The 20,197-nt window shown below is 62.5% G+C and carries 16 protein-coding genes; 13 read left to right on the forward strand and 3 right to left on the reverse strand.

Translation table 11 applies throughout. The features are described from left to right. Positions 1-4 precede the first annotated feature (4 nt). Together HNQ65_RS03500 and HNQ65_RS03505 are read right to left on the reverse strand one after the other, a co-directional pair. Complete coding sequence (locus tag HNQ65_RS03500; RefSeq protein WP_184338082.1) at positions 5-568, reverse strand: MerR family transcriptional regulator; 564 nt, start codon at positions 566-568, stop codon at positions 5-7. Between the two features lie 227 nt (positions 569-795). Next, on the reverse strand, positions 796-3,432 hold the full coding sequence (locus tag HNQ65_RS03505; RefSeq protein WP_184338083.1) for a tetratricopeptide repeat protein: 2,637 nt from the start codon (positions 3,430-3,432) through the stop codon (positions 796-798). Positions 3,433-3,926: 494 nt separating this feature from the next. Between HNQ65_RS03505 and HNQ65_RS03510 the strand changes: the two genes are divergently transcribed. After that, positions 3,927-4,901 carry a ThuA domain-containing protein gene (locus HNQ65_RS03510; protein ID WP_184338084.1) on the forward strand — a complete coding sequence of 325 codons (975 nt, stop codon included), beginning with the start codon at positions 3,927-3,929 and terminating at the stop codon, positions 4,899-4,901. Positions 4,902-5,886: 985 nt separating this feature from the next. Here the strand turns inward: HNQ65_RS03510 and HNQ65_RS03515 are convergent. Further along, positions 5,887-7,932, reverse strand: a complete 2,046-nt coding sequence (locus HNQ65_RS03515; protein ID WP_184338085.1) for a type II secretion system protein GspD — start codon at positions 7,930-7,932, stop codon at positions 5,887-5,889. Between the two features lie 266 nt (positions 7,933-8,198). On the opposite strand from HNQ65_RS03515, the gene HNQ65_RS03520 reads away from it, so the two are divergent. The 12 genes from HNQ65_RS03520 to HNQ65_RS03575 all read left to right on the forward strand — a co-directional run bounded on the left by HNQ65_RS03520 (position 8,199) and on the right by HNQ65_RS03575 (position 20,161). After that, positions 8,199-9,692: a choice-of-anchor K domain-containing protein gene (locus HNQ65_RS03520; RefSeq protein ID WP_184338086.1), complete on the forward strand. Its 1,494-nt coding sequence runs from the start codon at positions 8,199-8,201 to the stop codon at positions 9,690-9,692. Positions 9,693-9,704: 12 nt separating this feature from the next. Beyond that, the gene (locus HNQ65_RS03525) at positions 9,705-10,769 is read left to right on the forward strand and encodes a type IV pilus twitching motility protein PilT (protein WP_184338087.1); all 1,065 of its coding nucleotides are present in this window, start codon (positions 9,705-9,707) and stop codon (positions 10,767-10,769) included. Then, the gene (locus tag HNQ65_RS03530; protein ID WP_184338088.1) at positions 10,756-11,625 is read left to right on the forward strand and encodes a hypothetical protein; all 870 of its coding nucleotides are present in this window, start codon (positions 10,756-10,758) and stop codon (positions 11,623-11,625) included. Before HNQ65_RS03525 ends, HNQ65_RS03530 begins: the two co-directional genes overlap by 14 nt. A gap of 15 nt (positions 11,626-11,640) precedes the next feature. Beyond that, positions 11,641-12,195 (forward strand): hypothetical protein, encoded by a 555-nt coding sequence (locus HNQ65_RS03535; RefSeq protein ID WP_184338089.1) that lies wholly within the window; start codon positions 11,641-11,643, stop codon positions 12,193-12,195. Positions 12,196-12,212: 17 nt separating this feature from the next. After that, entirely contained in the window at positions 12,213-12,821 is a 609-nt protein-coding gene (locus HNQ65_RS03540) for a hypothetical protein (RefSeq protein WP_184338090.1), read from the forward strand. Positions 12,822-12,823: 2 nt separating this feature from the next. Continuing rightward, positions 12,824-13,768 carry a hypothetical protein gene (locus HNQ65_RS03545; protein WP_184338091.1) on the forward strand — a complete coding sequence of 315 codons (945 nt, stop codon included), beginning with the start codon at positions 12,824-12,826 and terminating at the stop codon, positions 13,766-13,768. Continuing rightward, complete coding sequence (locus tag HNQ65_RS03550) at positions 13,765-14,754, forward strand: type II secretion system protein (RefSeq protein WP_184338092.1); 990 nt, start codon at positions 13,765-13,767, stop codon at positions 14,752-14,754. Before HNQ65_RS03545 ends, HNQ65_RS03550 begins: the two co-directional genes overlap by 4 nt. A 6-nt stretch (positions 14,755-14,760) precedes the next feature. Then, the gene (locus HNQ65_RS03555; protein WP_184338093.1) at positions 14,761-16,401 is read left to right on the forward strand and encodes a hypothetical protein; all 1,641 of its coding nucleotides are present in this window, start codon (positions 14,761-14,763) and stop codon (positions 16,399-16,401) included. Further along, a complete protein-coding gene (locus HNQ65_RS03560; protein ID WP_184338094.1) occupies positions 16,398-16,946 on the forward strand; it encodes a prepilin-type N-terminal cleavage/methylation domain-containing protein in 549 nt (182 codons plus the stop codon). Before HNQ65_RS03555 ends, HNQ65_RS03560 begins: the two co-directional genes overlap by 4 nt. 25 nt (positions 16,947-16,971) lie before the next feature. Then, positions 16,972-18,198 carry a type II secretion system F family protein gene (locus HNQ65_RS03565; protein WP_184338095.1) on the forward strand — a complete coding sequence of 409 codons (1,227 nt, stop codon included), beginning with the start codon at positions 16,972-16,974 and terminating at the stop codon, positions 18,196-18,198. Between the two features lie 110 nt (positions 18,199-18,308). After that, positions 18,309-19,049: an RNA ligase family protein gene (locus HNQ65_RS03570; RefSeq protein WP_184338096.1), complete on the forward strand. Its 741-nt coding sequence runs from the start codon at positions 18,309-18,311 to the stop codon at positions 19,047-19,049. Beyond that, positions 19,046-20,161, forward strand: coding sequence for an ATP-binding protein (locus HNQ65_RS03575; protein WP_184338097.1), 1,116 nt, complete (start codon positions 19,046-19,048; stop codon positions 20,159-20,161). The genes HNQ65_RS03570 and HNQ65_RS03575 overlap by 4 nt, the downstream gene beginning before the upstream one ends. Positions 20,162-20,197: the final 36 nt, after the last annotated feature.

The following is a 20,197-nucleotide window of genomic DNA, read 5'->3' on the forward strand; positions in this document are numbered from 1 at the left end:
TACCTCAGGCGGCGGGGTTGAGGGTTGTGAAGGAGGAGGAGGAGGAGGAGGAGGAGGAGGAAGCGGCAGGCGCTGCCTGCTCGTGGTAGTTCGTGGTATTGGCAGATGCGACGGCGCAGCCAGATGAGGTAGGGCTGCCGGAGGCCGGAAGGTTTAAGGTAGGGAGGCTTGTCCCCAAGCCTCCGCCGGGCGTCCCCTGACTCTCTGCGCTCCCAGGGCAAACCCCGCACCCCAGGCCCTCTTGGCGTTGTGTGGCTGCTACGGTGCCGCCATCCTCCGACGCGGCGGGCTGGGGACAGCCCGCCCTACCCAGCGCTGGGTGCGCAGCCACATGATACCGCGCCCGGAATGCGGCCTCCGCCTCCGCCAGGTCATAGCGCACGGCCTTGCCGATCTTGAAATATGGCAGCACGCCCGTGTGTGTGAGCTCATCGATCATGCGCACGGAGAGCCCCACATGGGCCGCCATCTGCTGCCGTGTGATCATTCGGCCCGGCAGCCCCTCCGGCTGCCCGCCCCGTGCCCGGGCGGTGGTGGAGGTGGAAGAAGTGGAGGAGGACGTATTCATGTTCTGTGTCGGTCTAGGATGTTGTTTCATGACAACCACTCGCTTGGGACCCTTTTTTAAAAGTCAACCGCCAAGTCGCACAAAAATGAACCATCCCGCACCCCGCTGCCGACCACCGAACCACGATGAGCCGGAAAGCAGCAGGTCGTGGTATCCCCTGCCACAGCCGAAACCACGCCCCCCACCGCCGCGAAGCCCCCTCCCTGCAGCCAGCCAGCGGCTGGTCCTCACCCCTCCCCAGCTCCCCCGCCCACCGCCTCCCGCACCCTCTTTTCGATTTCTGCTTCAGGTAGTTCTAGGGCTTGGAGGAGGTCTATGTAGTTTCGAAAAGCTGCCTGAGAATTCGGATGCTCCATCCCCAGCCTGCGCACAAAGATTCCCACCGCCTGGCGCATCAGAGGCTCCGCCTGCGCCGACCTGTTTGTATCCTGGAACAACGTCGCAAGGTTGTTGAGATCGAGTGCGACATCGGGATGACCCGGGCCAAAGCTGACTTCGTCGATCTGCAAGGCACGGCGCATCAGCGACTCAGCTTCCGCCATACGGTTTGTGACCAGGAGCAACCCTGCAAGATTGTTGAGGCCAATGGCTACTGCGGGATGAGCCGGACCATAGTTGTCCTCATTTATTTTCAGAGCCCGGCGCATCAGCGGCTCAGCCTCCGACTGCCGATCCGTTTCCTGTAGTAATCTTGCGAGATTATTGAGGCGGATGGCGACACTGGGATTATCCGGGCCAAAGCTGGCCTCATCGATCTGCAAGGCCCGGCGCATCAGCGGCTCGGCCTCCTCCAGCCGGTTCGTAGCCTGGAACAACTGCGCTAGGTTATTGAGGCGGATGGAGACTTGGGTATGATCCGGGCCAAAGCTAGCCTCATCGATCTGCAAGGCCCGATTCATCAACAACTCGGCCTCCGCCATTTGGTTCATGTCCAGCAGCAATGTAGAAAGATTGTTGAGTCTCGTAGCGACTACTGGATGGTTCGGGCCGAAATTGGCCTCATCAAGCTGCAAGGCCCGACGTATCAGCGGCTCGGCCTGTGCATACAGTGATTTGGTGTCCAGCAGTAGAGACAGGCAACTCAGCAACCACGACAGCCTCTCTGGCGCAGGTTCATCCGACGCATAATAGCAAAGAGCCTGTGCATGAGACATTAGCGGATTCCACTTCTTCCAGGTTTGAACATCCTGCGGATCACCTGGGCAGCCTAAATTCATAAGCCGAATACCCAAATCCAGCGCCGCAGCACGCTTCGCCACACCACCACTGAGCCTTGTCACCTCCTGCACCAAGCGATGAATCTTGAAACGGGGCGGATCATCTCTGTAGCGTGTGATCAGTCCCAGCTTGTCCATCTGCGCGAGTGCCTGGCGGGCACTACGCAGCAGGGCCTTGTCTTGCTCATCCGCACCCGGCGCAGCCTCCACCAGAAACTCCGGAATGGGTTCGGGCGCGTAGTGGGAGAAGACGAGCAGCCAGAGGCGGGCGTCTTCGGTGAGCTGGTCAAAGCTGGTCTTCCAGGTGATGAGGACGGGACGCGGTGCTTTTTTAATGGGACGCTCGTAGGGGATACTGTGGTCATTGAACCACCCCAGCAACTCGAGCGTTTGCTCTTTGTCTTTATAGGTGGTCAGGTACTGGGCCAGGGTGCAGGCGTTTTCATTGATGTAGCCAGCGGCCTGATGCAGCGCCAGGGGCAGGCCCTCCATCTGTTCGGCCAGGGTGCGGGCCTGGGTGTCGTCATCGGCGGTCTTGCGGCGGTGCCTGTCCGTGAGCTGCAGCAGCAGGTCGGCGCCGTCCTCGGTGCTCAGCACGGAGAGGTCCAGAGAGTCCACCTGATTCGACCAATGATGCAGACGGGAGGTAATGAGCACATGGCCGTGGCGGAGCTGGTCAAAGTGCGTGGTCAGCGCCGCTGCGGCTTTCTCATCATCCACATTGTCCACGATCAGCAGCCAGCCCTTGTGCGTAGCCAGCCAGCGCAAGGCGATTTGTGCCCGCTTTTCTTCCTCATTCGGCAGGTCCTTGTCCAACGACAGCCCCTTCACTTCGCACAAGCTCGCTAGGCTAGACTGCAACTTCTGCGGAGTGTCACCACCAACAAACAGCAGCGCGCTATACTCTGCCCGGTGCCGGTGCGCATACTCCACGGCGGCATGGGTCTTGCCCAGACCGCCCAGCCCCTCCGCCACCGTGGCCGCAGGCTGCTGCTGCCGCCTCATCGACTGCGTGATGGCCGTGGCATGTGTCTGCTTGAGCAGCGAAGCACGCAGATCCTTCAAGAACTCCTCCCGCCCCACAAACGTCTGACCGATATACCCGCCGGGTAGATTGGAGGGAGGCGGGGCTATGCCTGTGACCTCGCGGCTCAGTTCCCTCGAAAGCACTGCCGCCGCATCCGCGATACGACTCTGGTCTGGCAGTTCGGCCATGAGCTTGAGCAGATCGGCAAGATCCCAGGATTCGATGCCGGGGCCGTTGGCTGGCTGCTCAAAGGCCTTGGGCACGGAAGGCTTTTCGGGAAGAAGGAAGAAGATGATGATGCGATCAAACTTTCCCCCCAACTGATGCTGAATGGCTTTCTTTGCTGTCTCTGTGATCTTGCTTCCCGCATTTTGATTGGTCACCTGCACGGCGATGCGGAGAGTGGCATCGCCGAGGTCTGCTGCGGGATAATTGGACTGCTCGGTATTCAGGTTCACCAGCTCCCAGCCCATCAGGGCATTGAAGAACCTCTTCATGACCGACTCCAGCCAGTGATTGGCATCGTTGTGCCCCGCCCGTGTGCGCGCTTTCAACTGATCAGCAAGAACACCGAGCTGGTCGCAGATGGCTTGTGCTTGTAGCTGATGCGGAAATGGCATGAACGGCTATTCTCTGGGAATGCAGAGCGGGACTGCACCGGCAGCACATCGCTCAGCACCCCACCCAAGCCCGGCGCGGTGATTTGGCGAGCGGAAATCAGCGTAGTCGGGAACTTTAGGCGGTGTCTTCGTCCATCGATGGGATTTGTGCGCTCGGCGGAAGTGGCCTGCCGCTCACCGCTCCAAGGACGGCGCACTTTTTTGATCGCCTGCGACGCGACAGACCCGAAATCACGGACCCGACGCAGCGGTTCCCTACCATTCCTTTCACGTGACGCACCGCGCAAGCTGGTAGGGACGCGCTGCGCCGTGTCCCTGGAATCCTTCGTCCCAGCACGTTCTGCTGTCCCGTTCACTCTCACCCTTTCCAGAAGCCCCTCCTTCAACGCCTCCCCGAAGGCTGCTGCACCCTGCCGTACTGCCTCTTGATTTGCTCGGCGTGGCAGGAATGGTGCGGGCTCAGGATACCCAACCACACTCTCCCCTTCCCTTTCATGAAGCCGCTTCATCTGCTCGCTCTGTTTCTCGCCGCCGCTGCATCTCTCCAGGCCGTCACGCCGGATGGGAAGAAGAAGCTGGTGCTGATCGCCGGAAAGCCCTCGCACCCGGCGGGCATGCATGAATTCCGCGCAGGAACCATCCTGCTGGAAAAGTGCCTGAAAAGCGTGCCGAATCTGGTGGTGGACCGCCATGAGATGGGCTGGGTCAGCGATGAAAAGACCTTTGCCGATGCGGATGCCGTGGTGATCTACGCCGATGGCGGCGGCAAGCACCCTGCCGTGGTGGACGGGCATCTGGAGACGCTGCGCGGCCTGGTGGCCAAGGGCGTGGGCTTTGGCTGCATGCACTACGGAGTCGAAGTCGTAGCCGGTCAGGCGGGCAAGGAATTCCAGGAGTGGCTGGGCGGACACTATGAGAATGCGTATTCCTGCAACCCGATCTGGGACGCAAACTACACTCAGCTGCCGCAGCACCCCATCACGAATGGCGTGCAGCCTTTCACCACCAAGGACGAGTGGTACATCCACATGCGCTTCCGCCCGGCCTTTGGTCATGGCGACAAGCCGGCCACGGATGGCGCGGCGAAGTTTGTGCCCATCCTGGTGGCACCTCCGAGCGATGCCACCCGCGACGGCCCCTACGTGGCCCCCAAGGGCCCCTACCCGCACATCCAGGCGGAAAAGGGCACGCCTGAGACCATGATGTGGACCGTGGAGCGCACCGATGGCGGTCGCGGCTTTGGCTTCACCGGCGGTCACTTCCATGCCAACTGGGGCAATGACAACGTGCGCAAGGCCGTGCTGAACGCCCTGCTGTGGGTCACCAAGGTGGACGTGCCTGAGAAGGGCGTGGAATCGAAGGTCACTGAAGAGGAGCTGGCGCAAAATCTGGACCCCAAGCCCGCGCCGAAGCCCAAGAGTGCCGCACTGGAAACACCCCGCGTGTTTGAGCGCGTGGCCGCACGCTGAGGATGCCGATGCCACAAGATGGCAGCAAGCGAGCGCCGGATGCCTGAGTGCAGCCCGGCGCTTTTTTTTTGCGCGGGGGAGCTGGGTTTTAGAGTGGTCCGCACAACGCGAAGCCAGCCGAAGGCAATCCTCTGTGCGGTGCGCAAGCTCCCCGATGAATAATACCACTGGCAGTTGAAAACGAGTCTTCACAGGATCACAGACTCAGAGTCTTCCTCGGATAACAAGTGGAATGGCTGGTCCGCTATCTTGGATCGTGGGATGGGTGTGGCGATAGCCCGTAAGTGCATGAGCGTGACGCAGGTTCTGGGGCCTGAAAGCGCAGCGTCCCATTTGGAGTGCGGTCGAGCAGTGAGGAACGAACAAAGCTACCGCTTTGATTCGCTTCGCTCACCCTACGGGCTCCTTTCAGTCGTCTGTTTGCCTTCGGCTATCTCCGCTACGCTCCGGTTCGCTTCGCTCGGCTCCGCAGGCCGGACAGCTGGCTGAGGCCGAAGAACCTTCACGACCCCGCGAAAGCGGTGGCTCCGATGCAGGCCTGCGCCTTGCATCTGCGCGACCGCACTCCAAATCCAGATGCACGCCATGCCTGCGGCGACAGAATTGCAGACCCGTTTTCAAGGACTCGTGGTATAAGTCCAGCATCCACCTGCGCAGAATCCAGCGGCCTCCCTCTGATGATGGGCCCCATGCTCTCAACGCGAGCTGGTGCAAGTGACGCTCGAAAGCTCTTCTCAAAAAGGGAGAAATGGGCTGTCCGTGCCGCACAGAGGATTGCCTTCGGCTGGCTTCGCGTTGTGCGGACCACTTTGCTGGCGCCTTGTTCGCGCGCGCTGCGCCAGGTTTCCGTGCTGTGCAGTGCCATGGCATGTCGTGCTATGAGATGGCATTTTTCCACCTGCCGTGCGTGCGTTGCGGAAAACAAAACGCCACGGCATCGCTGCACGTGGCGCTCGGCTATGAAGAAGGCGGGGGCGGGATCAGCTCAGAGGTATTTCTTGGTGAAGAGCGTGCGCTGGAAGGAGGCGAGGCGCTCCAGGATGGTCTTCAGGGACTGCTGCTGCTGGTCGATCATGCCAAACTGCTGGGGCTCGGAGAGCTTGAGGTTTTCGCACTGTGCATTGATGCGCTCCACGGCGATCTTGAGCTCCTTGAGCTTCTGCGTCAGCTCGGGGGTGATGCGGCTTTCCTTGACGGTGTTGCCGAGGATCTCGCATTCGCGGGAGAGGTAGGCCACGGCGTCTGGCAGGGCCCTGCTGCCGCCCACCAGGGTGCCGGTGCTGCTGTCCACGCGGGGCTTGGAGGCCAGGCCGGGGCGGCGCGGCACCACGGACTGCGGCTCGGCAGGCAGGCCGCCATTGCGTGCATCGATGATGGTGGGCGTGATGAAGAGCATGAGGCTCTTGTGGTTCTTGCTGCGGCTCTTGTAGTCAAAGAGCCATTTCAGGCCGGGGATCTTGCTCAGGAAGGGCACGCCGGTCTGCGCTTCCTTCTCTGTGGCCTCATCCAGGCCGCCCACGGCCACGGTGTAGCCGGATTCGATCTCCACGGGGGCATTGTACACGCGGGAGGAGGCCACCGGGTAGGGATTGCCGGAGATGACCTGGGAGCCGATGATGCTGGAGACGGTCACGGCCATGTTCAGCAGCACCTTGTCCGACTGCATGCGCTTGGGCAGGATGTTGAGCACGGTGCCGATGGGCAGGTAGGCCACCTTGGTGGTGGTGGTGGCGCCGGTGGAGCCGGAGCTGGCGGTGGAGCTGGCATCGAGCACGGGCTGGTTGACCACGGCGCGGATGGCCACCTCTCGGTTGCTCAGCGTGACCATGCGCGGGTAGGAGGTGGTATTGGTCTCCTGGTCCTGCATGAGCGCACGCAGCTTCAGGTTCACGTCCTGCGCGCTGAGGATGCTGGTCATGGGGAAGGAGTTGTGCGCCATCTGGTTCACGTTAAAGACCTCCAGCAGCGACTGCACAGAGGTGGCGTAGCCGCCGGTGGTGGGCGTGTTGTTGTACTTGATGGTGGTGGTGGGCAGGCCGGTGGTGGTGTCCACGGTGGTGTTGGACTCCGTCACCTGGCGGAATGTGCCGCCGCTGCCCAGCGTGGAGCTCCAGTCCATGCCAAACTCACGCGAGGGGTCGCGCGAGGTCTCGATAAACTTCACCTCGATGGCGATGAGGGACTGCGGCTTGTCCGCAGCGGACAGAAAGCCCTCCACCCACATGTGCTGCAGGCGTGTGGCCACGATGTAGAGGGTGTTGGAGTCGGATTTCCAGATGACCTTGGGCTTGCGCACGGAGCTGAGTTCATTCGAGTTCATGGCGCGGGCCTCATCCAGCGCACCGCCGCCCATGCCTGCGCCCCCTGCACCGGCCGCGATGCCAGGGATGCCGGCACCACCGCCGCCCATGGCGGCTGCGCCTTCTGCCTCCTCCGGGCCCAGGCCCAGCAGGGCGCGGATGTCATTGACGACCTCGCTGCGCTTGACCTCAAAGGCCTGGCTGGTGCCCTGCAGGTCCATGCCGGTGGCGGCGCTGCTGATGGCCCCGGTCCTCATGGAGGTGGTGCCGGAGGAGGACACGCGCTCCACCATTTCCACGGCGTTGTTTTTGATCTCATAGGACTTGCCGATGAGCTCACGGTCGTCCGCCGGGCGGATGTACCAGATGCCATGGTCTGGTATGATGGCGAGCCCGTTGGCCTTGCACAGCGTCTCCAGCACCTGGAAGGGGCTGGCCTTGATGGAAAAGGTGATGAGCTTGCTGCCTTCGGCGCTGTCGTCCGGCAGGGAAAAGAAGGAGATGCCCGCATCGGTGGCCAGAAAGCGCAGTACGTCGCTCAGCATGGCTTTGGAAAAGTCATACTGCTGTGGCGCGGCGATTCTGAGCTTGCCTGCTTCCGCCTCATACTCAGGGGATAACAGCTGGGCGGCGTTGGAGTTGAACTGGGCGCGCAGAGAGCTTCCTGCGAAGGCTGCCAGAGCTAGGCAGAGCAGGAGTTTTAGCTGGAACAAAGCATGAAATTGGCGCATAATTATGGAAATTATACCTTCACTGGTCGAGCAAATCAAATGACATTTAACACTCCGTTGTCTTGATTTTATGATTTTAGCAAAATATTCAGGAGGATTGACTGTTTTACGCCATTTTCTATAATTTTCATATGTTTCGCCTTGAATTTAGGCAAGTTTAACTATTTAGTATCTGATTGATGACCCCCATAAAATCCACAGTTCCCAAAGCGGGCACGTGCAGTGAGAACTGCTGTGGTGGATTTTCAGTGCTCGAACTCGTCAGCATGATCGCCATTCTCGGCGTCATCACCGGCATCCTGGTCAACAGCATGGGTGGCGATGTGGGCGGCAGCAATGCCGGCAAGCTGCAGGCCGACGTGGCGGGGATCAATCACATGATCGCTCTCTACCTGGCAGATGGCGGCAGTCTGGCGGGCCTTTCCTCCCCGCAGGCCATCATCGACAAGATGAAGCGCAGCCGCCCGCAGTCCGAGTGGCAGCAGCATGCAGGCATGGTCTCTGGCAAGCTGCTGGACGTACGCCTGCAGGCCCGGATGACGACGACCTCGGACCCTGCCGGAGCCCAGCGCGCCCTCTGGGACCGCACCAAGCAGCGCTTCTATATTGGCACCAGTGGCAGCGGTGTGAAGGAATTCTATCTGGACAATGCCCTGGCCTCCGCTGACTACGGCACGGAGACGCGCACCAAATCCCTGTATGCCTTTAATTCCGGCAAGACTGGCTGGGTGTGGAGCAACCCCGGCACGCCGGGCACCCCGAACTACATGGACCCCACGGCCACCACGCCCGTGACTCCGGCCTCCGGCTTTGATCCTAATGAGACTGCGCCCGCCTCCTCCACACCCCCTACAGACTCGGGTGGCGGCAGCGGCGGCGGAGATGGCGGCAGCGGTGGCGGTCCCGGCTCGCAGCCCACGCTGGCCATGCTCACCACGCCCATCTTCACCCCCAGCGGCGGCACCTTTGCCTTTGGCAGCTTTCCCAGCACCGTGGCCATCGTGGGGGCAGGACCGGCGGGCGCCTCCCTTCTCATGTACAGCATCAATGGCGGGTCATGGCAGACGTACACAGGCCCCATCCCGCTGACACCGGCCATGAACATCCAGGCGCAGAATGTGAGCACGCGCACGGCGGAGTTTGCCAACAGCAACGTCAATTCACAGACCTACTACCGCCTCATCAGCGGCTTTACCGGTACTGACACCGGCAGCTGGGGAAATGCCAAAGGCGGCCCCAATCTGGTGACGAACACGCAGAACACCGACACCACCTCCACCTTCAAGTCCGGCAATACCAAGCTCGACCTCGGCGGCGGCCAGTACCTCGATGCCGGCATGCAGAACTCCATCAGCTTCACCCCAGCCGGGTTCAACAACATCGCGCCCAACACCTGGTTCGACTTTGGCGCCATGCAGCTCGCCAACGGCACCACCTTCTACAACAGCGAAGCCACCGCCGTGACCCTCACGGTGAACCTGAACCTCAGCCAGCCTGCCGTCAGCTACACCGCCTACATCAATCTCGGCCTCGTCAGCACGCCCAACACCAGCGATCCCCTCTCCAGCGCGGACGTCGTGCAGCTGCTGAACCCCACCACCGACTTCACCATCACCATCGACGGCGTGCAGTACCGCCTGGAGCTGCAGTGGCAGTCTCTCGACCCCAGCTCCAGCGTCGTCCAGGGAAACAACCTCCTCATCTTTGAGGGCGCCACGGCGGCCGTGGAGCTGCGCGCCCGCTTCACCAGCAACTTCTGACCCACCCGCTCCATGGAAGACATTCACGAACGCAGCCAGCTCGGTTACCGCATGCTCCACCTGTCCAAGGACAACGGGGTGAGCGACTTCTATGTCACTCCCTGGGAGCCGCTGACCTACAAGCGCAACGGCAAGCTCTTCTACGACTCCTTCATCTACCAGCCGGAGCGGCCGCTGGAGTTTACCCCCGGGTGCGTGGACTACGCGCTGCAGCTCGGCTCCCGCCGCTATCGTGTGAACCGCATGGTCACGCGCGGCCGTCCGCGCTGGGTGCTGCGTCTGCTGCCGGAAAACATTCCGGACATCAGCAAGCTCATGGTGCCCCCCCCTGCCATCAAAGCCTTCCTGGAGGCCAAAAACGGCCTCTTCCTCGTGTGCGGTGCCACCGGCTCCGGTAAATCCACCACCATCGCCTCCATGATCCTGGAGCGCGCCAAGCGCCGCCAGGAGCACGTGCTCACCTTTGAGGACCCCATCGAATTCGTCTATCCCTCCGGCATCCCCTCCCTGGTGTCCCAGCGCGAGATCGGCACCGACGAGCTCGACTTCAACAAATCCCTGCGCGCTGCTCTGCGACAAGCACCCGACGTCATCCTGGTGGGAGAAATTCGAGACGGGGAGACGGCGGAGATCGCCCTGCAGGCCGCTGAAACGGGCCACGTGGTGGTGGCCACGCTGCACACCTCCTCCGCCGCACAGACGGTGCAGCGCTACCTGAAGCTCATCCCCAGCGACCGCATGGAAAACGCCATGCTCTCCTTTGCCGACTCCCTGCGCGGCATCCTCTGCCAGCGCCTGCTCTTTGATGAGGCGCGCGGCAAGCGCTTCCCCATCCATGAGCTGCTCCTGCCCTATGACTCCGTGTGCGGCATGATCCGCCGCGGCGAGTTCAAGAACCTGGAGCAGGAGCTGGAGGCGGGCTTTACACGCGGGATGATCAGCTTTGAGCGCTGCCTGAACATGCGCATGTCCGACGGCTGGAAGCCCTCCACCGCCCGCAAGACCGGCTACACCGAGCATGAGGTGTACGACTTCCTTTCCAAAGAACAACTGACCTCCGTATATGCTGCTGGATGAAATCAAATCCGTACTGAGCTTTGCCGCCTTCAAAGCCGACCCCGACGACTCAGCCGTGCCGTGGGGGAAACGCTACGAGGGGCGCAAGTCTCTTCTCCTCAACGTCAGCCGCAGCGCCGTGAGCTGGCGCTCCGTCAACAAGCGCGGCCGCTTTGAAGAAGGCGGCACGCAGGAGGGCGAGCTGACAGACACCGCCCCCCACCGCGCTGAAGAATGGAAGGGCATGGTGGAAAACGGCTGGTGCTCCGTCTCCGTAAACCACCGCTTCATCATCAGCCTGGAAAACAACCTCATGCGCGGAGACAACGTCGTGGGCCTGCTGCGCACCAACCCGCGCGCCGTGCTGGGGCCCAAGTACGACCGTGGCAAGCGCTACGCCATCTGCCACCACCCCGAGACCACCGCCAGCCTGCTGCTGGCCGTGGAGGAGTCCATGGTCAAGGTCACGGAGGACACGCTGAAGACGGTGAACCTCAAGCCCGGCCGTGTGTGCTGCGGCCTCTTTGCCATGCTGGAGCATGCCGTGCTCAGCATCTTCCGCGCCAGCAGCGGCGGCACGCCGCCGGACTTTGTGCTCATCGCCGCGTGCGAGGGCTCCCTGGCCGTGCTGGTGCAGCAGGAGGGCCAGTGGCGCGACATCCGCTGCCGCAGCGGCCTGGGCCCCGAAGCCGTGGAGACGGCGCTGCAGATCATCAGCCCCCTGCTGGCCAAGGTGCCGCAGGGCAGCCCGGTGTACTTTGTGGGAGACGGGCACGACAACAAATTCCGCACCGAGCTCATGCTGCACCTGGAGAAGGTGGGCGCCGCCGACCTCACGCAGGACGACCTGCTCTGGACCATCATCGGAGAACACTAAACACCAGCCCCTGCCATGAACGAGTATCTCTGCCATGACTTCAAGACGCCGCGCACCGACACCGCGCGCCGCCTGCCCTCCAGCTTCCGCGCCATCCCCGTGGTCTTTTACGTGGCCCTGCTCTTCAGCGCCTACGTCATGACCATGGACTACTTTAACTACAAGAAGGCCCTGCAGCAGAAGACGGAAGCACAGCAGCGCGAAAAGATCAGCGCGGAGAAGCGCGATGCATTCAAGGCTGAAAAGGCCGAGCTGGAGTCCGAAGCCACCAAGGCGGAAAAAGTGGCGCAGTGGATGGAAGGCGCGCGCAACATGCAGCCCATCGCCGTCAAGATCGCCCGCGCTCTGCAGCCGGACACCCGCATCACCCAGGTGGCGCTGGAGCGCAATGAGCAGGTGCCCTCCAACATCGCCCTCACCATCCATGTGAACGGCACCAATGTCTCCACCGAACTGGCCGCCATCGAGTCCGCGCTGGGCCAGCTGCTCTACCGCTCCTACTCCCCGCAGCAGACCAAGAACGGAGACTTTGTGGAATACCACTCCACCCTCGTGCGCCAGGCCGACTAACCCCCACACCGCCCCTCATGAACCCCAAGCAAATAGCCTGCTTCATCCTGCTCGCGTTCGTCGGTGTGCTGACCTACACCGCGCAGATGATCCACAAGACCGTGGCCACCACCCGTGCTGAAGCGGAGGACGCTGAGACCGCCGCCGTCACCGCTGAAAACGAGCGCTCCACGGCGGAGATCGAGACCGCCGTCTTCAAGGAGCAGACCGAGGAGGTGCGCCGCTTTCTGCGCGCCTGGCTGCCCTCCATCGAGCACATGCAGACCCAGCAGGAGGCGGAGCAGACCATCGAGCTGAGCCTGCGCGAGCGCGGCATCAACCTCGTCCGCTCCCGCAAGACCGAGCCCAAGTCCTCCTCCGGCAACAAGATCATCCCCAAGTCCATCATCACCACCATGACGATCGAGGAGGAGTACGCCAAGGTGCTCAACTGGCTCGGGGACATCGAGCGCCGCCTGCCCACCGCGCGCATGCGCGTGGTGCAGATCACCGGCGGCAGCACCAGTTCCCAGCTGAAGATGGATGTCTCCTTTGAGACTCCCATCTTTGACCTCGCCGCCGCAGATGCGGACAAGAAAAAGGCCGCCGCCGCTGCAGCCGCCGCCAAGCCCGCCAAAAAATCCTAGCCATGAACGCCGCCTGCCGACTGCTGCTACCGGGCCTGATTCTCACGATCATGGCCGCCACAGCCCGCGCCCAGACCACCCCGCCTGGCAAGGAGGAGGAAGAGGACAAGCGCGTGCAATACCAGCTGGTGCTCCCGGATGAAAAAACCCCCGAGACCGTCAAGCCGGAGGAGCACAACCCCTTTGAATCTGAAAACGAGGCGCTCAGCCGCCAGAACACCGGAGACACCGAGGAAAACCGTGTGCGCGACAGGCTGCTGAAGCTGCCCGTGGTGGGCATCAAGCGGATGGAAGATGGCCGCATGCGCGTGCTGCTGGGAGACATCATTCTTGAAACCGGCCGCGTGGTGCCCCCGGTGCTGCCTGGGCAGCTCGTGGAGCTGCGCGTGAAAAACATCACCGCCGAGCACATCGAGCTGGCATGGACGGAGAAGCGCATGACCGGCCTGCCGCCCAAGCTCATGCTCATCCCCATCAACATCTCGCCGCAGGTGCGCTACATCATGCACGGGCAGACCGAGGAGGAGGCCAAGAAGTCCCGCAGCGTCAACGCGAAGATGTCCCTGCCACCGCGAGACCCAGCCCTGGCCGCCAAGCCTCAGCAGCCTGCAGCAGCCCCGGCAGCCACCGCGCCAGCTCCCCTGCCCGCAGCAGCCGCAACGCCCGAGGCCGTACCCCCACGTGCCCAGCTCGTGGCGGACGATCCCACCCCTTTCTCCCCGCCCCGCATGGCGCAGCCCGCCCAGCCTGAGCCGCCAGCCGTGGCCCAGCAAAAGCCTGCCCCCTCCGCCCCGGGACAGCCCGCCGCACCCACTGGTGCTGCAGCCACTGCCGCCGCTCCCGCGCCTGCAGATCAGCAGCAGCAGCCGGCCAGCCAGCCGCCCTCTCCTGCCGTGGAGTCCGTGGTGCGCATGCTCTTTGGCAATCCCACGCCAGCCCCCAAATGATGAACCGCCGTGCACATCATCAGCCAGGGGGGTTTACCTCCGTGGAGCTCCTGCTGGTGCTGGCACTCTCCGCCATGATCCTGGGCGGCGTCGTGGTGACGTATGGCACCATCGTGCGCAGCCAGCCCAGCGTCTCCTCCATCGTCAGCGTGCCGGTCGGCAGCCAGGCCATGCTCAATTTTTACGGCACCGCAGGCTCATCGGTCAACACCGGCATGGCCCCGCAGTATGGAGCGCTCTCCCTGGCCGAGGAACTGCGGGAGCAGTTTCTCACAGACACCATCAGCGCCACCGCCGTCTTCTGCCTGCCGCGGGACGGTGTCAATACCTACAAGCCCTCCATGATCGCGTATGACGCCACGCAGGATGCAGAGCTGGACACCCCGCAGAAATTCCGCGCCCACCTCATCGCCCGCGCATCCGTCTCCACCACCCTCTACCGCGACTACCGCAACCCCCTCAACGACAACACCGCCGTGCCGCAAAACGCCAGCATCTTCGTGCTCGGCTACAGCAAGTACCCCGGCTACCTCAAAGTCACCGCGCTCTATGACATCGACGTCATGCGCTTCACGGCTGCCAGCCAGCCCAACGGCATCTACGCCTCCGTCAAACGCTACTCAGACTCCGGCACGGCCACCACCACCTCCACGCTGAGCTACACGGGCGGCTACGACGTGTTTTTCCCGCCATCCGTCCCCAGCCCCACCAGCTCCAGCCAGTGGAGCGGAGACGGCTTTGTCCCGCTTTTTGTCACCTTTGAGCGTTCCGAGCGCCTGGCGCTGCGGGAGACGCCTGCCACCATCGACCGCTTTAAGCGCGCCTACGAGCGGCCCTTCTACTTCATCTGGTGGCCGGACCCCACCGCCCGCCACCTCGGAGCCGTGGCCAACACCTTTGCCTCCTCCGACCCGCGCCAGGCCTACAACCACATGGCCGGGCGCACCGCCTTCATGTTTACCGTGCCCATGTTTCCGGCCCTCTGATCCCCCATGCGCATCCACCCACAGACCCCTCTCAGCAGCAGCAGCCGTGGCGCCCTCATGGCGGCGGCGCTCATGCTCATGGTGGTCAGCGGCATCTTCGTCACCTCATGGGTGGCGTTGATGAGCACACGCGCCTCCCAGGTGAGCTACCTGGAGAGCATGATCGAGCGCCACGTGGGTCTGGAAAGCTCCCGCCTGCTGGCCTGGCAGTGCACCAGCAGCCAGGCGCTGGTGCCCAACAGCACCCTGAGCTCCTCCAAAGACATCGTGCTCGGAAAGAACACCGGCAGCATCAATACCAAATCCGGATGGAACGCCCTCAATGTCTACACCTCCGAAAACACGCCTGGAGGCATGACCACCGTGTATCCCTACAACTACACCGGCCTGCGCCCCGGAGCCTCCTACCTCAATGTGGAGCAGCTCGTGCGTCCAGATTCCGACACGGCGGGAAACATCGACGACTTTAACAGCTGGCAGTTTCTCAAGACCATGCCCCCTGTGCTCAACGGGGATCTCTTCTGCATCTACCGCAAGCCTGATGCAGCCAGGACGCAGCTCGACGTCTATACCGACGCCAGCTCCAGCTCCGGCGGCCACATCGCCTGCTGGACTGTGCAGGGCCGCACCGTGCTTCACCACCCGCGCTCTCTTTTCGTAGCCAACACCCCCAGCCCGCTGCAGCTCCCGTTTCTCACCAAATCACTCTACATCCAGTCCCACGCCACGCTGGAGCCGCCCTCCATTCCCTACCCGGTGTATGGCACAGATCCCAATGGCAAGGCGCTGCTGCCCTCCAACCTCCCCGTGGTGCCCAGCACCTCCGGCCCGATCGACAGCAGCGGCACCAGCGACTTTCAAGGCTACCTCAACGTCGTCCAAAACAACAACAACCCGGACAACTCCCTCTGGCACTTCCAGGACCGCGAAGCCGCCGCAGGCCGCACACCCACTGTCACCATCGACACCAACAATGTCTTCAACTCCTCCACCGAGGCCTACTGGATCGCGCAGCAGACCAATCCCACCTACAAGCCGCCGGACTGGCCTCGCGGCTACAGCGACAGCCTGAAGGTTCTCTTCATCAAGCTGGACAGCCAGTATCTCAAAAACATGCGCATCACCGGCGCGGTGAACCAGATCATCTTCGTGGGCCAGAGCAACGCCACGGCCTTTGCCAACGCAGCCTATCTGAAGCCGGTGATCATCACCATCATGCCCGCCCTCAATGGAGACAGCATACGCGACATCCGTTTTGAGCGCGAAAACAACCGCCGCCATGTGCTGGCATTTAAAAACACACGCTCTGCCGCCGCGGCACCGCCCGTGATCGACTTGTCCTGGGTCAACAACCCCATCTCCGGCAGCGAGTTCCGCTGGCGCTGTGTGCTGGTGAATGAATACACGTCCCTCATGTTCAACATGCCTGCCAACCTGACCCAGAGCATCCGCTGGCTCGGAGGTGTGATGACCAACTGGACCGTGAAGCGCTATGCCTCCGGCGGCACCAATCCCAGCCGCCTGCTCTTCACCAGCGACAACGACCCCGCCGTGCCCGCCGCCACCAACAACGGCCCCGCCTTCTCCACCTTCCTCCCGCGCGATGCGTGGCTCGAGTCCTACTTTGCCCCCGTAGCCCCGCCATGAAGAACCTTCGCACGCAGAGTTTGCCGTGGTTTGCAATGGCTGGCCATTGTTTGCAGTGGTTTTCCAAACAACCGCAAACAACGGCAAACCATCGCAGACAACCGCAAACCGCCCGCAGGGCGCGCGGCGGCTACACGCTCATCGAGGTGCTCGCGGCGGCGGCCATCGTCTCCGTGAGCGCCACCGCCATGGTCAGCCTCTCCGCCACGCTGATGCTGCAGGAGGAAATGGCGCTGCGCATCAGCGTCACGCGCAACTACCAGGAAAACGCCGTGCGCCTCTGGCAGCTGGGGCTTTCCACCGTGCAGGTAAACGCGCTCATGCCCTCCCTCACGCAGAATGCCGTGCTGCAGCAGGCCATGTTTGCCGCCCCCACCCTGGTGGAGAGCGGGCAGACCACCGTCAACGGCGTCGTCATGGAGACGCTGCTCTGCACCGCAGTGGTGAACAGCTCCCAGAACCCCAGCACCAAAAGCGCCGGCGCCTCCTACACTCTCACCGCCTACCGCCCGCGCCTCGTCACCGATCTCCGCGCCCCGCCCTGAGCTCCACCTTTCAGCCACACTAGCCATGCTTAAAAAAGTCAAAATCACCAACGTCCACTCAGGCAAGTCCTCCGAGACTCTCGTGGACACGGACACCGATGACAAAGCCCTCATCGGCGCCGGGGTGGCGCAGAACGAGACCACCACCATCCAGACCATCACCGGCCTGGATGAGAAGCTGCACCGCCTCACCAGCCCCAAGCCCAACACCGAAGACAGCGCCGCCTTCTTCGCCGGACTGGGCCGATGCCTGGAGCGCAACATCTCCCTGACCAAATCTCTGCTGCTGCAGACCAACCGCGTCAAATCCGCCACCTACAAAGGCATGATCGCCGAGGTGGTGCACGGCATCTCGGTGGGGGACAAGTTCAGCGACGCCATCGCCAAATTCCCCAAGCTCTTTCCCGACGACATGCTCTCCCTCATCGTCGCAGGTGAAGAAGCCGGTCAGATGGCCAAGGTGTGCAAGCGAATCGCCGTCTCGCAGAAAAAGAGCTCCAAGATCATCAAAAAGCTCAAAGGCGGCATGATCTACCCGGCCGTGGTGATCGTGCTCGGCGTGGCGGTGGTCATTGCCATGAGCTTCACGCTCGTGCCCGCCATGGCCAAGCTCTTCGCCTCCTTCAAGACGGAACTGCCCATGGGCACGAAGGTGCTCATCGCCCTCTCAGACCTCTTCCTGCACCGCCCCTACATGGCCGCGCTGCCGTTTGTGGGACTGTACTACTTCTTTGTGAACTGGGGCAGGATCAGCTCCCTGCGCCCGATGCAGGATCTGTTTTTGAAACTGCCCGCCGTGGGCGTCATCGTGCGTAAATCCGCCGCCGCCACCGGCTTCCGCACCCTGGCCATGCTCACCGAGTCCAACGTGCGCCTCACCAGCGCGCTGGACATCACCGCCCAGGCCAGCTGGCACTACCACTACAAGGAGCTCTTCATCCGTCTGCGCGAACACATCTCTGTGGGCCGCACGCTGCATGAGGCCTTCCTCATGGAGTCCCACTGGCTCGGCCCTGATGCGCGAAACCTCTGCGGCCTCATCGAACTGGCCTCCGAAACTGGCTCCGGCACGGAAATGCTCTCCGAAATCGCCGACGACTACGAGGAGGACCTCGACAACCTGGCCTCCACCCTGGACAAGATGATCGAGCCCCTGACCATGCTCATCCTCGGCGTCATGGTGGGCTTCCTCATCTACGCCATCTACGGCCCCATGTTCAGCCTCGGAGACGTGATCTTGAAGAAGAAGTAAAAGCCTGCCGGCGCGGTGGCTGCGAACGGCCGCCGCGCAGCAAGCTGAAGCGGATGGAGAAAAAAATCTAATCAACCTCCGCCGCTGATCGTTGAACACACCCCTCCGCCATGGGTGCTTCACGAGACGACTTCATCAAATACCCGCGCACCCCGCACCTCTTTGGTTCGAAGGGCACGGACGACGACCGCCACATGGGGTCGAAGGATTCCGCCGCGTTCATCGCCGATCCCTCCCTCATCGTGGAGGAAAAGCTGGACGGAACGAATGTGGGCATCCACTTCGCGTCCACCGGGCGCATGGTGCTGCAATGCCGTGGCCATGAGATCACCGAGGGCATGCACCCGCAGTATGACCTCTTCAAGCAATGGGTGGCGGTGAAGCGCCCCGTGCTGGAGGGCATGCTGGCAGACCGCCACATCCTCTTTGGCGAGTGGGTTTACGCCAAGCACAGCATTTTCTACCACGCCCTGCCACACTACTTCTTTGAGTTCGACATCTATGACAAAGAAGCGGGCTGCTTCCTCTCCCTGCAGCGCAGGCTGGCCCTGCTGGAGGGCACCGGCCTGCACACCGTTCCCGTGGTGCACACGGGTGCGGCCAGGCACGAGCAGCTGCTGGAGATCATCACCACCTCCGCCTACCAGGCCGAGTTTCAGAATCCGCTCACCGGCCGCACGGATTCACGCATGGAGGGCCTCTACCTGCGCACTGAGGCGGGCGACAGAGTGACGGGACGCGCAAAGATCGTGCGGCCGGAATTTGTCGAAAAAGTGAAACAGAGCGCACACTGGCAGCATCAGCAGATGGTGCCCAATCAGCTGGCAGAAGGAGCCGACATCTGGTCATGAGATCCTGGGCGAACATGCTCAGGGCGGACGACGCCACCATCCTCGACTGGGCCTCCCGCCAGCCCTGGGCCGCGCCCATGCGTGCCTGCATGCAGGATGCGCAGTGGCATGCGGAGGGAGATGTGTGGACGCACACATGCATGGTGTATGAGCAGGTCACACGGCTGGCGGAGTACCCTGATCTCAGCCGGCAGGAGCAGATCATGCTCCTGCTGGTGGCGCTGCTGCATGATGCGGGGAAACCGGCCACGACCATGCTGGATCCTGAAACCGGACGCACGCGCTCGCCCAAGCACTCCCTCGTGGGTGCAGCCATGACGCGCCAGATCCTGCGGGATCTCGGCTGCGACCTGCCCACCCGCGAGCATATCGTGCGTCTCGTGCGCTATCACGGCCGCCCGCCCTACCTGCTGGAGTCCCGCGAGCCTGAGCGCAGCGTCATCCAGCTTTCCAGCCTGCTCTCCAACCGTCTGCTCTATCTCTTTGCACTGGCGGACACCCGTGGTCGCCATGCCGAGGAGATGAGCCGTCCGGAGGAGACGCTGCATCTGTGGCGGGACACGGCTTTGGAGCATGGCTGCTTCAACTGTGAATATCCCTTTGCCAATGACCACGCGCGGCTGCTCTACCACCGCGATGAACTGACCAGCCTGCACTACACACCGCATGAAGACTACACCTGCACGGTGACGATGATGAGCGCCCTGCCCGGCGCGGGCAAGGATACCTGGCTGGCCACTGAGCGGCGCGGCCTCTCTGTCGTCTCGCTGGATGCCGTGCGCGAGGAGCTGGACGTCTCCTCCACCGACAACCAAGGGCAGGTCATCCAGACCGCCCGGGAGCACTGCCGCGAGCACCTTCGTGCGCATCGCAGCTTTGCCTTCAATGCCACCAACCTCACCTCCATGCTGCGCAGGCGCTGGATCGACCTCTTTCTGAGTTACCACGCACGCGTGGAGATCATCTACCTCGAGCCCCCGCTGGCCACCATCCTGCGCCAGAACAAAGCACGCGAAGCCAGCGTGCCTGAAAGCGTGATCCACCGCCTGCTAGCCAAGACCGAAGTGCCCACGCTCTCAGAGGCGCATGCCGTGCGGCTCATCGGAGGCTGAGGGCAGCACACGATTTGAAAGCAGGAACGCTTGCAA

Source organism: Prosthecobacter vanneervenii (assembly GCF_014203095.1).
Taxonomy (GTDB): domain Bacteria; phylum Verrucomicrobiota; class Verrucomicrobiia; order Verrucomicrobiales; family Verrucomicrobiaceae; genus Prosthecobacter; species Prosthecobacter vanneervenii.